Source organism: Marivita hallyeonensis, from assembly GCF_900129875.1.
Classification (GTDB): Bacteria; Pseudomonadota; Alphaproteobacteria; order Rhodobacterales; family Rhodobacteraceae; genus Marivita; species Marivita hallyeonensis.
The window spans coordinates 998,959-1,011,635 of record NZ_FQXC01000001.1; the positions used below are offsets into that span (position 1 = coordinate 998,959).

At 62.4% G+C, this 12,677-nt stretch carries 18 protein-coding genes, 1 tRNA gene and 1 other RNA gene; 17 read left to right on the forward strand and 3 right to left on the reverse strand.

Features of this window, described 5'->3' with window-relative positions; genetic code table 11:
* The first annotated feature begins 1 nt into the window (after position 1).
* The 11 genes from BUA42_RS05050 to BUA42_RS05100 all read left to right on the forward strand — a co-directional run bounded on the left by BUA42_RS05050 (position 2) and on the right by BUA42_RS05100 (position 7,061).
* Entirely contained in the window at positions 2-451 is a 450-nt protein-coding gene (locus BUA42_RS05050) for an arsenate-mycothiol transferase ArsC (RefSeq protein WP_072776549.1), read from the forward strand.
* Positions 448-843, forward strand: a complete 396-nt coding sequence (locus BUA42_RS05055; RefSeq protein WP_072776550.1) for a ketosteroid isomerase-related protein — start codon at positions 448-450, stop codon at positions 841-843. The genes BUA42_RS05050 and BUA42_RS05055 overlap by 4 nt, the downstream gene beginning before the upstream one ends.
* On the forward strand, positions 843-1,439 hold the full coding sequence (locus BUA42_RS05060; protein WP_072776551.1) for a GNAT family N-acetyltransferase: 597 nt from the start codon (positions 843-845) through the stop codon (positions 1,437-1,439). The genes BUA42_RS05055 and BUA42_RS05060 overlap by 1 nt, the downstream gene beginning before the upstream one ends.
* On the forward strand, positions 1,436-2,320 hold the full coding sequence (locus tag BUA42_RS05065; protein ID WP_072776552.1) for a carbon-nitrogen hydrolase family protein: 885 nt from the start codon (positions 1,436-1,438) through the stop codon (positions 2,318-2,320). The genes BUA42_RS05060 and BUA42_RS05065 overlap by 4 nt, the downstream gene beginning before the upstream one ends.
* 81 nt (positions 2,321-2,401) lie before the next feature.
* Positions 2,402-2,620, forward strand: coding sequence for a translation initiation factor IF-1 (infA, locus tag BUA42_RS05070; RefSeq protein WP_005978431.1), 219 nt, complete (start codon positions 2,402-2,404; stop codon positions 2,618-2,620).
* Between the two features lie 56 nt (positions 2,621-2,676).
* On the forward strand, positions 2,677-3,264 hold the full coding sequence (locus tag BUA42_RS05075; RefSeq protein WP_072776553.1) for a Maf family protein: 588 nt from the start codon (positions 2,677-2,679) through the stop codon (positions 3,262-3,264).
* On the forward strand, positions 3,261-4,283 hold the full coding sequence (locus BUA42_RS05080) for a ribonuclease E/G (protein WP_072776554.1): 1,023 nt from the start codon (positions 3,261-3,263) through the stop codon (positions 4,281-4,283). The genes BUA42_RS05075 and BUA42_RS05080 overlap by 4 nt, the downstream gene beginning before the upstream one ends.
* The gene (locus tag BUA42_RS05085; RefSeq protein WP_072776555.1) at positions 4,280-4,471 is read left to right on the forward strand and encodes a DNA gyrase inhibitor YacG; all 192 of its coding nucleotides are present in this window, start codon (positions 4,280-4,282) and stop codon (positions 4,469-4,471) included. Before BUA42_RS05080 ends, BUA42_RS05085 begins: the two co-directional genes overlap by 4 nt.
* A 38-nt stretch (positions 4,472-4,509) precedes the next feature.
* Positions 4,510-5,256 carry a 5-oxoprolinase subunit B family protein gene (locus BUA42_RS05090; RefSeq protein WP_072776556.1) on the forward strand — a complete coding sequence of 249 codons (747 nt, stop codon included), beginning with the start codon at positions 4,510-4,512 and terminating at the stop codon, positions 5,254-5,256.
* Positions 5,253-6,260: a 5-oxoprolinase subunit C family protein gene (locus BUA42_RS05095; RefSeq protein ID WP_072776557.1), complete on the forward strand. Its 1,008-nt coding sequence runs from the start codon at positions 5,253-5,255 to the stop codon at positions 6,258-6,260. Before BUA42_RS05090 ends, BUA42_RS05095 begins: the two co-directional genes overlap by 4 nt.
* A gap of 12 nt (positions 6,261-6,272) precedes the next feature.
* Complete coding sequence (locus BUA42_RS05100) at positions 6,273-7,061, forward strand: LamB/YcsF family protein (protein ID WP_072776558.1); 789 nt, start codon at positions 6,273-6,275, stop codon at positions 7,059-7,061.
* Here BUA42_RS05100 and BUA42_RS05105 read toward each other — a convergent pair.
* Both BUA42_RS05105 and BUA42_RS21105 read right to left on the reverse strand, forming a co-directional pair.
* Positions 7,037-8,299, reverse strand: coding sequence for a glycerate kinase type-2 family protein (locus BUA42_RS05105; protein WP_072776559.1), 1,263 nt, complete (start codon positions 8,297-8,299; stop codon positions 7,037-7,039). The two genes, BUA42_RS05100 and BUA42_RS05105, sit on opposite strands and share 25 nt — an antisense overlap.
* 58 nt (positions 8,300-8,357) lie before the next feature.
* A tRNA-Tyr gene (locus BUA42_RS21105) sits at positions 8,358-8,441 on the reverse strand.
* Positions 8,442-8,543: 102 nt separating this feature from the next.
* Between BUA42_RS21105 and rlmB the strand changes: the two genes are divergently transcribed.
* The 6 genes from rlmB to BUA42_RS05135 all read left to right on the forward strand — a co-directional run bounded on the left by rlmB (position 8,544) and on the right by BUA42_RS05135 (position 12,452).
* Positions 8,544-9,323, forward strand: coding sequence for a 23S rRNA (guanosine(2251)-2'-O)-methyltransferase RlmB (gene rlmB, locus BUA42_RS05110; RefSeq protein ID WP_072776560.1), 780 nt, complete (start codon positions 8,544-8,546; stop codon positions 9,321-9,323).
* A 48-nt stretch (positions 9,324-9,371) separates the two neighbouring features.
* Positions 9,372-9,713 carry a hypothetical protein gene (locus tag BUA42_RS05115; RefSeq protein WP_072776561.1) on the forward strand — a complete coding sequence of 114 codons (342 nt, stop codon included), beginning with the start codon at positions 9,372-9,374 and terminating at the stop codon, positions 9,711-9,713.
* Positions 9,714-9,904: 191 nt separating this feature from the next.
* Positions 9,905-11,032 carry a 3,4-dihydroxy-2-butanone-4-phosphate synthase gene (ribB, locus tag BUA42_RS05120; RefSeq protein ID WP_072776562.1) on the forward strand — a complete coding sequence of 376 codons (1,128 nt, stop codon included), beginning with the start codon at positions 9,905-9,907 and terminating at the stop codon, positions 11,030-11,032.
* Positions 11,032-11,580 (forward strand): 6,7-dimethyl-8-ribityllumazine synthase, encoded by a 549-nt coding sequence (locus BUA42_RS05125; RefSeq protein ID WP_072776563.1) that lies wholly within the window; start codon positions 11,032-11,034, stop codon positions 11,578-11,580. The genes ribB and BUA42_RS05125 overlap by 1 nt, the downstream gene beginning before the upstream one ends.
* Positions 11,577-12,065, forward strand: a complete 489-nt coding sequence (nusB, locus tag BUA42_RS05130; protein WP_072776564.1) for a transcription antitermination factor NusB — start codon at positions 11,577-11,579, stop codon at positions 12,063-12,065. Before BUA42_RS05125 ends, nusB begins: the two co-directional genes overlap by 4 nt.
* A gap of 75 nt (positions 12,066-12,140) precedes the next feature.
* On the forward strand, positions 12,141-12,452 hold the full coding sequence (locus BUA42_RS05135; protein ID WP_072776565.1) for a hypothetical protein: 312 nt from the start codon (positions 12,141-12,143) through the stop codon (positions 12,450-12,452).
* 2 nt (positions 12,453-12,454) lie between these two features.
* Here BUA42_RS05135 and ssrS read toward each other — a convergent pair.
* Positions 12,455-12,610, reverse strand: a non-coding RNA gene (gene ssrS, locus BUA42_RS21500) — 6S RNA.
* Between the last annotated feature and the right edge of the window lie 67 nt (positions 12,611-12,677).

The following is a 12,677-nucleotide window of genomic DNA, read 5'->3' on the forward strand; positions in this document are numbered from 1 at the left end:
CGTGGGGGCGCTGCCGCAGTCGATCCTGTTTTGCTGTGACCACAACGCCGTCAGGTCCCCCATGGCCGAAGGCATCATGAAAAAGCTCTACGGCTTTGAAACCTACGTGCAATCCGTGGGCGTGATGAATGATCTTGAGATCGACGGGTTTGCCATTTCCGTCTGCGAAGAGATCGGGGTCGAGTTGCAGCGTCACCGGTCCCGGAGTTTCGATGAGCTTGAGGAAAACGGCGAGGCCCTGTCCGGCTTCGACCTGATCGTTGCCCTGTCGCCCGCGTCGCAGCGCAGGGCGCTCGATCTGACACGATTCTATCACCTGACGGTGGAATACTGGCCGATCATGGACCCGACCGGTCTGGGGGAAACGCGCGAGCAGAAATTGAACGCGTATCGGCAGACACGCGATCAGTTGGTTGATCAGCTCAGCCGGAAATGGGGAGGCCACATATGAGCAGACTGACGTTGGAACGGTATTTCGATGCCTTCAACCGCAAGGATATCGTGGGCATGGTGGACTGTCTGTCGGATGACGTCGCGCACCATGTCAACGAAGGTGATGTGCGGATTGGCAAGGACAGTTTCGAGGCCTTCTGCCATCATATGGCGCGGTGCTATGATGAGACTCTGACCGAACTTGTGATCTTTACGGCCGAAGACGGAATGCGCGGCGCTGCCGAATACATGGTCAACGGCACCTATCTTGAGACCGACACGGGGCTACCGGAGGCGCAGGGGCAGGGATACCGTCTTCCTGCCGGATCGTTCTTCTCGATGGCGGACGGCAAGATCACGCGGGTGGTGACATATTACAATCTCAGTGACTGGATCCGTCAGGTGTCGTGATGCGCGTTCAGGCTCTGACAGGCGCTGCGCTGGACGCGGCGCTGGAGGATGTGGCCGCGTTGCGGATCGCGGTGTTTCGCGAGTGGCCGTATCTTTACGACGGCGATCTGGACTACGAGCGGCGCTACCTTGAGACCTACCGAAAGAGCGAAGCGGCGATCCTCGTGGGCGCGTTCGATGGCGATCGCCTCGTCGGTGCGGCGACGGGAACGCCGATGGCTGATCATGCCGATGATTTCGCGGCGGCCTTTGACGGAACCGGCATCGCGTTGGAGGATGTGTTCTACTGCGCCGAGTCGGTGCTTTTGCCGGAGTATCGCGGGCAAGGCGTCGGGCATCGGTTTTTCGATCTTCGGGAGACACATGCGCGTTCGCTGGGCGCGTCGATTTCGGCTTTCTGCGCCGTGATGCGCCCGGAAGACCACCCGATGCGGCCGAGCGACTATCGATCGCTAGAGCCGTTCTGGCGCAAACGCGGGTATCGGCCGCTGGAGGGAGCGGTGGCGCAGTTCAGATGGAAGGACGTGGATCAGGTTGCAGAGACGATGAAGCCATTGCAGGTCTGGATGCGTACCTTCAGGGGAGATGAGCAGTGAAAGTGGCAACCGCAGCGTATTCAATGGATTTCCTTTCAGGCTTAGATGCTTACGCTGACAAGCTGAAGCGATGGGTGAGTGACGCGGCGGCGCGCGGCGCTGACCTGCTGGTGTTCCCGGAATATGGAGCGATGGAGCTGGCCACGCTTGCGGGGCGCGAGGCGGCGTTGGATCTGGAGGCGTCTCTGCGCGCTGTCTCAGATCGTGTTCCCGAGGCGGACGCGATACATCGCGCGCTGGCACAGGAGTTCGGCGTGTACATCCTTGCGGCCTCTGCACCGGTCTTCGATTGCGCCCTCGGGGATCGCCCGGTGAACCGGGCGCGGTTCTTCGCGCCGGACGGGAGCGTGGGCCATCAGGACAAGCAGATTATGACCCGCTTCGAGCGCGAGGAATGGGGCGTGGTCCCGGGCGGACCATTGCAGCTTTTCGAGACGACACTGGGCAGGATCGGCATCCTGATCTGTTATGACGCCGAATTCCCGCTACTGGGTCGCGCGATGGCCGAGGCGGACCTTATCCTCGTGCCCTCCTGCACCGAAGCCTTGACCGGGTATTCGCGGGTCAGGATCGGCGCCATGGCGCGGGCTCTGGAAAATCAGTGTGTGACCGTCATGGCCTCGACCGTCGGATCTTGCGACTGGTCGCAATCGGTGGATGAAAACACCGGGATGGGCGGTGTTTTCGGGCCTCCGGACACCGGTTTTCCTGCCACGGGTGTCCTTGCGGAGGGTGTTCTAAACACGCCCGGCTGGACCTATGCAGAGGTCGATCTGGACAAGATCGCGCATGTGCGGGCGGATGGCGTGGTGCTCAATCGGCGGCACTGGGACGAACAGACGGGGCGTGATTTCATTGCCGCAACGCGGAAACTCGGCTGAATTGCCCTTGATAATCTGGCGATTTGGCCCCATTTAGTAGCGCGCCCTGCACTATGGCGGGGCTCTTACGAAGGAGAAACCATGGCCAAGGAAGATACGCTCGAATTTCCCGGTGTCGTGAAGGAACTCCTGCCTAACGCGACGTTTCGGGTCGAGCTGGAAAACGGCCATGAGATCATCGCACATACGGCAGGCAAGATGCGGAAAAACCGCATCCGCGTTCTGGCTGGCGACAAGGTTCAAGTCGAGATGACGCCGTATGATCTGACCAAGGGTCGGATCAACTACCGCTTCAAATAACGCATGTTCGCATCCCGAAGACCGGGTTCCGAGGTTCGGACGGGGTGCGGAGTTTCATGACTAAACCCAGATTGATCCTCGGCTCCGGCAGTCCGCGGCGCAGAGAGCTTTTGGCGCAGATCGGGGTCGAGGCGGATGACATCCGTCCCCCGGACATCAATGAAGACCCGTTGCCCGGTGAGTTGCCACGTCCCTACTGCGTGCGGCTTGCGCGCGAAAAGGCGTTGGCGATCCCGGCTGACGCAAACGAGATCGTGCTTTCGGCAGATACGACGGTTGCCCTCGGTCGGCGCATCTTGGGCAAGCCCGCCGATGCGGCGGAAGCGGCGGAGTTTCTTTACATGTTGTCCGGTCGTCGCCATCGCGTCGTCACGGCCATTGCAGTTCGCCGCGGTGACAACCTTTGGGAGCGCGATGTGGTCACCCAAGTGAAGCTCAAATCCCTCAATGACGCAGAGATAAACGCCTACCTCGCCAGCGACGATTGGCGCGGAAAGGCGGGCGGCTATGCGATCCAGGGACCTGCTGGCGCGTTCGTCCCGTGGATCAACGGCAGTTTCAGCGCAGTTGTGGGCTTGCCACTGGCAGAGACAGCGAACCTTCTGGTTGCCGCGGGCTATCCGCTCTACGAGGCCGGCGCATGAAGGGACAGTTGATTGCGTTGGACCATGTGAACGGGGTTGAGGCCGCTGCCCTGATGGTGGACGGACGGGTCGAGGACCTGTTTGTCGCCAGCGACCTGCCCGCGCCGGGCACGATCTACCGCGCGATTGTCGAGCGCCCGATGAAGGGTCAGGGCGGCATGTTTCTGCGGACGCCGGATGGGTCGGCCTTTGTGCGGCAGGTCAAAGGGTTGTCCCCTGGCCAACCGCTTTTGGTACAGGTCACCGGCTACGCGGAACCGGGCAAGGCGATTCCGGTGACAGCGAAGGTCCTGTTCAAGAGCCGCTACGCAATTGTCACGCCGGACGCGCCGGGCATCAACGTGTCGCGCCGGATCAAGGACGACGATGCCCGGGAAACTTTGCTTGAGATTGCGCATGAGGCCATGCACGACGGCGGCTTCGGTCTGATCCTGCGCTCGTCTTGCGATGGCGCGGATGCGGACGAGATCGCTGGCGATGTTACTGCCATGGCGAATCTGGCGGCGCAGGTCACGGCGGACGCGCAGGGCGACGCCGAGACGCTTGTCGAAGGCGACGGTCCGCACCTGCTGGCCTGGCGCGAATGGACCGACAAGGCAGAGATCGATACGGCGGAGGGCAGTTTCGAACGCCACGGGGTTCTGGACGTGTTGGATGCGCTGCGGACGCGGGACGTGCCGTTGGGCGCGCGGGCCTCCATGGCAGTTGAGCCGACACGCGCACTGGTGGCGGTAGATGTGAATACGGGTGGCGACACCAGCCCCGCGGCGGGTCTCAAGGCCAATCTGGCGGCGGTGAAGGACTTGCCGCGCCAGTTGCGGCTGCGCGGGCTGGGCGGCCAGGTGGTCATCGACCCCGCCCCAACCGCGAAGAAAGATCGCCGCAAGATCGAATCCGCCCTGCGCGCCGCATTGAAGCGCGACAGTGTCGAGACGACATTTGTTGGCTGGACGCCGCTGGGCCATATAGAGCTGCAACGCAAACGCGATCGCCTGCCACTAGATGAGGTGCTGAGATGAGCTGCCCGATTTGCGGGAAAGAGACATCGCAACAGCTGCGCCCGTTTTGTTCGAAACGCTGCGCTGACTTGGACCTGGGCCGATGGCTCAACGGGCAATATGCCGTTCCGTCCGAAGATCCGGAAGACATCGAGGCCGCGCTTGAAGCGGCCGAGGCCGAGCGACCGAGAGAGGACAAGTTGCACTAGCGACTTGCCTCATCGGCTTTGCGTGGTACGCCTGAGGCATGAACGACCAAGCCACCGCTCCATTTGTACCGACAATTCGGCCCGCCGGTCTGTGCGGGATGCTTGTGACGTTCGGCGACAGCCTGACAGAGCCGGCAAACCGTGCCGCGCTGGCGTTCTCTGCGGCGGTCGAACGCGCCGGTCTGGACGGCGTCGAGGAGTGCGCGCCATCGCTTGTGTCCGCATTCGTGCGGTTCGATCCACTACACCAGAGCCACGCGGACCTGACCGCAAAACTCACCGCGTTGCTGGAAGATCAGGACTGGCACGCAGCACCGATGCCCACCGGGCGCAGGTTCATCCGGGTTCCGACCGTTTATGGTGGCACCCATGCGCCACAGCTTGAGGAAGCGGCGCAGGCGGCGGGTGTCTCGGTCGACGTGGCCAAGGCAGACCTGGCCGAAGCACGTGTTCGGGTGCAGACCATCGGGTTTGCACCGGGCCAGCCTTATCTTGGCCTTTTGCCCGAACACTGGAACATCCCGCGCCAGACGGCTTTGACTAAGGCGGTGCCGGAAGGCGCGCTGGTGGTGGCGATCCGTCAGCTCGTCCTGTTTTCCGTCAGCAACCCGACCGGATGGCGGCATGTTGGGCAGACGGCGCTCAAACTCTTTCGAGCCGACAGCGACGATCCGTTCTTCCTGCGCCCCGGAGACGAGGTGCAGTTCGTGCCCGTCGAGGCGGATGCGCTGGACCGCTTCGCCTCTGATCCCGACGGCGGCGCAGAGATCGAGGCGATCACATGACCGCGCTGCAGGTCCACCGCATCGCGCCCGGCGTCACGGTGCAGGACATGGGCCGCACCGGGTATCTTGCCTACGGGCTATCGCGGGGTGGCGCGCTCGACCGTGTGGCGCTTGCGGAAGGGGCGGCGCTGCTGGGGCAGTCGGCAGGGCTTGCCGCGCTCGAAATGCCTGGCGCGGGTGGCGTGTTCGAAGCGCGCGATGACATCCGGATTGCACTCACCGGCGCTCCAATGCGCGCGCAGATCGACGAAACAACCCTTGTCTGGAACGCCTCGCATCGTCTGCCAAAAGGCGCGCGGCTGACGATTGGGCCGGTGACGGCGGGCAGTGTCGGGTATCTTCATGTGGGCGGCGGAATCGCGACGCCAGAGATGTTGTACGCCCGGTCGGCGCATCTTGCGGCAAAGGTGGGTGCTGCGATTTCAGACGGTCAGGTTTTGCCGATTGGACCGGACAACGGCGCAGAGACCGGTTTGTCCCTGCCGACCGACGCGCGCTTCGACGGCGGTGCGATCCGGATGGTCGCCAGCTTCCAGACCGACTTGTTCGATGCCGAAACGCGCGGCCGGTTCGAGGCCACGACCTTTACCCGCGACGCGCGTGCCAACCGGATGGGGATGCGGCTCAACTCGGATGGTGCGGGGTTTCAGGCCAAAGGTGGGCTGAACATCCTGTCCGAGACGGTTGTACCGGGCGACATCCAGATGACCGGCGACGGGGTTCCGTTCCTGTTGATGGCGGAAAGCCAGACCACCGGGGGGTATCCACGGATCGGGACCGTGATTCCGGCGGACCTCGCCAAAGCCGCGCAGGTGCCGGCGGGCAAAACCCTGTCGTTTCGTTTTGTCAGCCGGGACGAAGCGCTTGATGCCGAAAGGCGGCATCGCGCGTATCTGGCGTCGCTGCCCAAACTCTGCAAACCGCTGGTGCGCGACCCATCGCAGATCCGCGATCTTCTGAGCTACCAGCTGATCAGTGGGGCGACATCCGGTGATCCGAAATAAGGTAAGGGAAACATGGAAATGCATGTCGATCTGAATGCAGATATGGGGGAAAGCTTTGGGCCGTGGCCGATGGGATCGGATGCCGAATTGCTGGATGTGATCACCTCGGCCAACGTGGCTTGCGGGTTTCACGCGGGCGACTGGGATGTTATGGCCGACACGATGGCTCTTGCCGTGGAAAAAGACGTGGGCATTGGCGCGCATCCCGGGTTTCCGGACCTGCAGGGCTTTGGACGTCGCAAGATGCAGATACCGCAGGATAGCTTGCGCAATCTTGTGCGCTACCAGCTTGGTGCGGCACAGGCGATGGCGCGATCCGTTGGCGGGATGGTGCGGCATCTGAAGCTGCACGGTGCGCTGGCCAACATGGCATCCGAGGACGCGGAGATGGCGCAAGCCTGTTACGAGGGCGCGCTGTCGGTTGATCCCGATATCATCATCATGGTCCTCGCCGCGACACAGCAGCAGGCGGCGGTCGAAGCGCTGGGCTGCCGCTGGGCGGGCGAGATCTTTGCAGACCGGGCTTATAACGACGACGCGACGCTGGTCGACCGGAGTCTGTCGGGGGCCGTGATCCACGATGCGGATCTTGCCGGGCGCAGGATGGTCGAGATGGTGAAGGCGGGCGCGATCATCACCGAAAGTGGCAAACATATCCCAGCGGCGGTAGACACGATCTGCCTGCACGGCGATGGCAAGACGGCGGTTCAGATCGCGCAAACGGTGCGTTCCGCGCTCTCTGACGCGGGCGTATCGTTGCGGCGGTTCGAGGGGCGTCAGGGCGCGATCAACAAGACCTGAACATCGGCGACATTGGTGCCCGTGGCCTGCGTGATGAGCAGGTCTCCGGCAGCTTTCAGCGCGGCGTGACTGTCATTGTTAGCAAGGAGTGCTTGCGCATTTTCGCCTGCATCCTCAATGCGTTGCGATGTATTTGCGTCGACAAGACCACCCGCTGCGTCGGTTGGCCCGTCGCGGCCATCGGTGCCGCCTGAGAGAAACACCCATTGGCCGTCGAGCTTCGGCGCGGCCATGGCGACCCGCAGCGCAAGTTCCTGATTGCGACCGCCAAGACCGGTGCCTGTCAACTTGACCGTGGTTTCGCCACCGAACAGGAGCGCGGCCGGGGCGGGAACGTCCTTGATCTGACCGACGATCTTGTCGGCGGCGTCGGCTACATCGCCGGTCAGGTGGTCGGAGACGATGGTCGCGGGCAATCCCATGGAGCGCGCGGCGTCGCGCATCGCCTCAAGCGACAGGCGGTTTGATCCGCAGAGCGTATTTTGTGATTTTGATTCAACGGCTCCCGCAGGTTGCGCTGTCTCAAGATGGACCTGAATTGAAGGCGGCACGCGGTCCCAGAGGTGAGCGTTCTTGAGGCTATTGATCGCGGTTTCTGGCGTACCGATTGGGCTGACCGTGGGTCCGGACGCGATGGCGCGCAGATCGTCGCCGATCACGTCGGACAGGAGGTATGCATAGACCGGGGCGGGCGCGGCGAGGCGCGAGAAGCCACCACCCTTAAGGCGGCTGACCTGTTGGCGGATCATGTTCATCTCGACGATGTCGAGACCGCCCGCGAGCAGGTGGTCATTGAGCGTCGCTTTCTCCGCGAGGCTCACACCTTCGGGAGGCGCGGGCAACAGGGCCGATCCACCGCCAGAGATGAGCGCGACGACCACGTCGTTTTCTGTCGCAGTTTCAAGGAGTTCGATGACGCAATCGGCCGCTGCTGCCCCAGCTTCGTCCGGCACGGGATGTCCTGCGCGCAATACTTCGGCGCCCGGAACAAGCGCCATGTTCTCGTGATGTGTGACGGCAAGCGCCACATCGACCTTCGGCAGCCGCTCCATCGCCGCCCGAAGCATGGCCGGGGCTGCCTTGCCAACCGCGATGACGATGGTGCGTCCGCCGGTTTTGGGACTGGGCGGGGGAGTTTCCGCAAACCCGCGCTGCACGGCCGCCGCCGGATCGGCGGCCTTTACGGCGGCATCGAACAGCAGCCGGGCGGTGGTTCGGAGGTCATCTACAGTGCGCATGCGCGCATTGGACGCTTCAATGATGCGAGAGTCAAATCGAACAAAATCAGGAGGATAGTGGTGGGCGACCTTGGAATCGAACCAAGCGTGCGTCTCCGCGAGGGAGTTACAGTCCCCTGCCACACCTTGCGGCCTGTCGCCCACTGGCCGGGCTGACCCCGGCGTGAGCGGGTGATTACAATTGGCCCCTTGCGGCGTCAACAGGAAAATCCGATGTAGTCTGGGTGCAATCGAAGGGGCTGGGATGGCCAAAAAACCGAAATGGGTGGTGGCCAAGGAGCAGTCGAAGAAAGCGGCGGCTGCCGAGACGGTGTGGCTCTTTGGGTTACACGCGGTCCGGGATGCGCTGATGAACCCGAGCCGCGAGAAGCTGCGGTTGATCGTGACCCAGAACGCGCAGCAGAAACTTGCGGAAGCGATTGAAACCGCTGGGATTTCTCCGGAGCTCAGCGATCCACGCAAGTTTGCGGCACCGATCGATCCGCAGTCCGTGCACCAGGGCGCCGCATTGGAAGTGAAGCCGCTCAATTGGGGGCGGTTGGAGGATGTGGCGCTTGGCGGGCCGGATGGTCCTCCGCGGATGATCTTGCTGGACCGGGTGACCGATCCGCATAACGTGGGCGCGATCCTTCGGTCGGCGGAGGTGTTCGGGGCTTCGGCGGTTGTGGGCACTTTGCACCATTCGGCGCCCGAGACGGGGGCGCTGGCGAAGACGGCGTCAGGGGCGTTGGAGCGGCAGCCCTACCTGAGGGAGCGCAACCTCGCCGACGCGATGGAGCGTTTGCGATCAATGGGTTACGTGATCTTCGGGCTCGACGGGGAAGCGGAGCAGACGCTGGAAGAGGCGGTTTCGCCGGTTCGGGATCGCCCGATTGCGCTGGTGCTCGGGGCTGAGGGGCCAGGGCTACGGCCGAAGACGAAAGACACCTGTGACGCGTTGCTTAAGATTCCGTTTGCGCGGGCGTTTGGGTCTTTGAACGTGTCGAATGCCGCAGCGGTCGCGCTTTATGCGACACGGGTGTGACTTGTAAGTTTTGGACGAGATACCAATATCTTAGCCGAAGGAGAAACCATGCCGCACGGGACGAAAATCGCGACATGCTGTTATTGCGGAACCCGGGCGGCCTTGGTGTTGCGCGGGCAAGATCGGCATGAATTGAGCTGTGCGGCCTGTGGTGCGCCGTTGCACGACATGAAGATGCTGCCGTCGGCCAAGGTGCAAACGCCTGTTTCTACAACAGAATTCAATCCCGCGCGCCCTGTGAAAAAGGAGCGGACTGCGGGTGTTACGCCGCTGCCGTCGTGGGAGCGGAAGCTGGGCACTTTGAAGAAGAAAAAGAAGAAGAAGCGCAAAACGCTGGCGAAGCGGTTTTTTGAAGAGGCCTTTGACGTTCTGGAAGACATTTTCGATTGATCTTGTACGGAATCCTTGGGTCTGTCGTACGGACAGACCGCGAACGTCCACCCCACAACAGCAGTTTCCGCTGAAAATCCCTGTCGACCCCGTCTTCCGTACGGATCGTCCGGAGTTTCCGTACGGGACGTTCCACTGGTCAATTCGCACTGCGTGATCTAAGTCCGCTGTGGCAAAGACGGAGGCCCTGCGTGACGACATTTGAAAATCCCGGACCGGTCGAAGAGAACTGGCGCGACGCGATTTCCTCGGTCGAGGAAATCATCGAGGACGCGCGCAACGGCAAAATGTTCATTCTGGTCGATCACGAGGATCGGGAGAACGAAGGCGACCTGGTGATCCCGGCGCAGTGGGCGACACCGGATGCGATCAACTTCATGGCGATGCACGGGCGGGGCCTGATCTGTCTTGCGATGACGTCGGGCCGGATTTCGGAGCTTGGGCTTGAACTCATGTCGACGAACAATTCGTCGCGGCATGAGACAGCGTTCACGATTTCCATTGAAGCGCGCGAAGGCGTGACGACGGGGATCTCGGCGGCGGACCGGGCGCGGACGGTGGCCGTGGCGATCGACGGCACGAAAGGGGCGCAGGACATCGCGACGCCGGGGCATGTGTTCCCGCTGCGCGCGAAAGACGGTGGCGTTCTGGTGCGGGCCGGGCATACCGAGGCGGCGGTGGATGTGAGCCGTCTGGCGGGGCTGAACCCGGCCGGTGTGATCTGTGAGATCATGAATGAAGACGGCACCATGGCGCGACTGCCGGAGCTGGTGGCGTTTGCGCAGTTGCACGGGCTCAAGATCGGAACGATCAGCGATCTGATTTCCTACCGTCGCCGCAATGACAACCTTGTCCGCGTGCGGCAGCAGGAGACCATCACCTCGGAATTCGGAGGCGAGTGGGACATGCGGATCTATACCGACGAGACGCATGGGGATGAGCATGTCGTGCTGACCAAGGGTGATCTGTCGGGCGACGATCCCGTTCTGGTGCGGATGCACGCGATGGATCCGATGCTGGATGTGATCGGCACCGGACCGAAGGGGCGTGCGCATGAGTTCCAGCACGCGATGGAGGCGGTCGCCGCCGAGGGACGTGGCGTTGTGGTTCTTTTGCGCGATACGTCGATGAAGATGGATGTGGGCGACGAGGTGTCGCCGAAGACCCTGCGCCAGTACGGGTTGGGCGCGCAGATCCTGTCGTCCCTGGGCCTGTCCAAGCTGACGCTTTTGACCAATTCACCGACACCGAAGGTGGTTGGGCTGGAGGCCTACGGGCTTGAAATCGTTGGAACACGCAGAATTTCGGAGTTGGGCTGATGGCGTCGATTGAGCATTACACCCTTGAGCGGCCGAGCTTTGACCGGCCCGTGAAGATCCTGATCGTGGTCGCGCCGTATTACAAGGACATCGCGGATCAGTTGATCGCGGGGGCCAAGGCCGAGATCGAAGCCTGTGGCGGTACGCATGAGTTGGTCGAAGTGCCCGGTGCCCTTGAGGTGCCGACAGCCATCGGGATCGCGGAGCGCATGTCGAACTTCGACGGCTATGTTGCCTTGGGCTGCGTCATTCGGGGGGAGACCACCCATTACGAGACCGTGTGCAATGACAGTTCGCGCGGGATCACGCTGCTTGGCCTGCAGGGGTTGTGTATCGGCAATGGTATCCTCACCGTTGAAAACATGGGTCAGGCGCAGGCGCGGGCCGAGGTCGACGGCCAGAACAAAGGCGGCGGTGCGGCGGCAGCGGCCTTGCACCTGATCGCGCTCAGCCGTAAGTGGGGCGCGGCCCGCAAAGGTGTCGGATTTGTCCCGAGCACCGATGAGTTGAAGATCGCGGGTGATGCGAAAGGTCCGAAAACCGCATGAGCCGCCCTGCCAAATCCCGAAAGTCAGATGAAAAGCGCCGCATGCGGTCTGCCTCGCGGCTCTATGCCGTTCAGGCGCTGTTCCAGATGGAGCAGTCCGGCCAGTCGGTGGATCGCGTGGCGTCGGAATTTGTCGATCATCGTTTCGGGTTGGCGCAGGAAGACGACGCGGAGGCGTTGGTCGAAGGCGATGTCGATCTGTTCCGCGAGATCACCGAAGAGGCTGTGAACTGGCAGGCGAAGATCGACCAGATGACGGATCGCGGGCTTGTGGCGAAATGGCCGATTGCGCGGATCGATCCGACCTTGCGTGCGCTGTTTCGGGCGGCGGGCGCGGAGCTGGTGAGCACCGATACGCCCCCCAAGGTGGTCATCACCGAATATGTCGACGTGGCGCGGGCGTTTTTCCCCGAGGGCAAAGAGCCGAAATTCGTGAATGCCGTGCTGGATCATATGGCACGCGAGGCGAAACCAGAGGCCTTCTAGCGGTTTTGCGCCGAAGCGCGCTTTGACCCGGGCGGCTTGGGCGCTATCCTGTCAAAGGTGACGCAAGGAAAGACCATGCCCGATCTCATCAAGCTTTATATTCGCCACTGTGCCATCGGTTTTGGCATTGCCGCCGGGTTTGTGGCGATGGTGCTGTACTTCAACGTGGCGAACCTCTGGTATCTGGTCACCCACACGGACGTGGGTCCGCTGGCGGTTTTCCTGCTGTGGGTGTTCAATGGGATCGTGTTTGCAGGGGTGCAGTTCGGGATCGCCATCATGATGCTGAAACCCGAAGAGGCTTCGCGCGGTGGGACGCCGTCGGGGCTGGAGTCGATCCGCGTGGAAGCGGCGCCGAGCAGAATTCTCGGTATTTCAAGGAAGTAAGCGGCGGGACCACACCAACCGTGCGGTTCTCTCATTCCCGAGGACCTGTATATACAGGTGGGCGTCGGGTAACCGGACCAGGGCCCGGACAGAGCCAACTCCCTCGGAATTGCTTAAGGCCACCGGAATGCAACCAGTCACGAGAAGGGCAGTGCCCGCCTCACGCAGACCTAAGGCGCCCAGTGGTGCGCGGCAAGGGTAACTGAGCGTTTCTTTTTGTGTCAC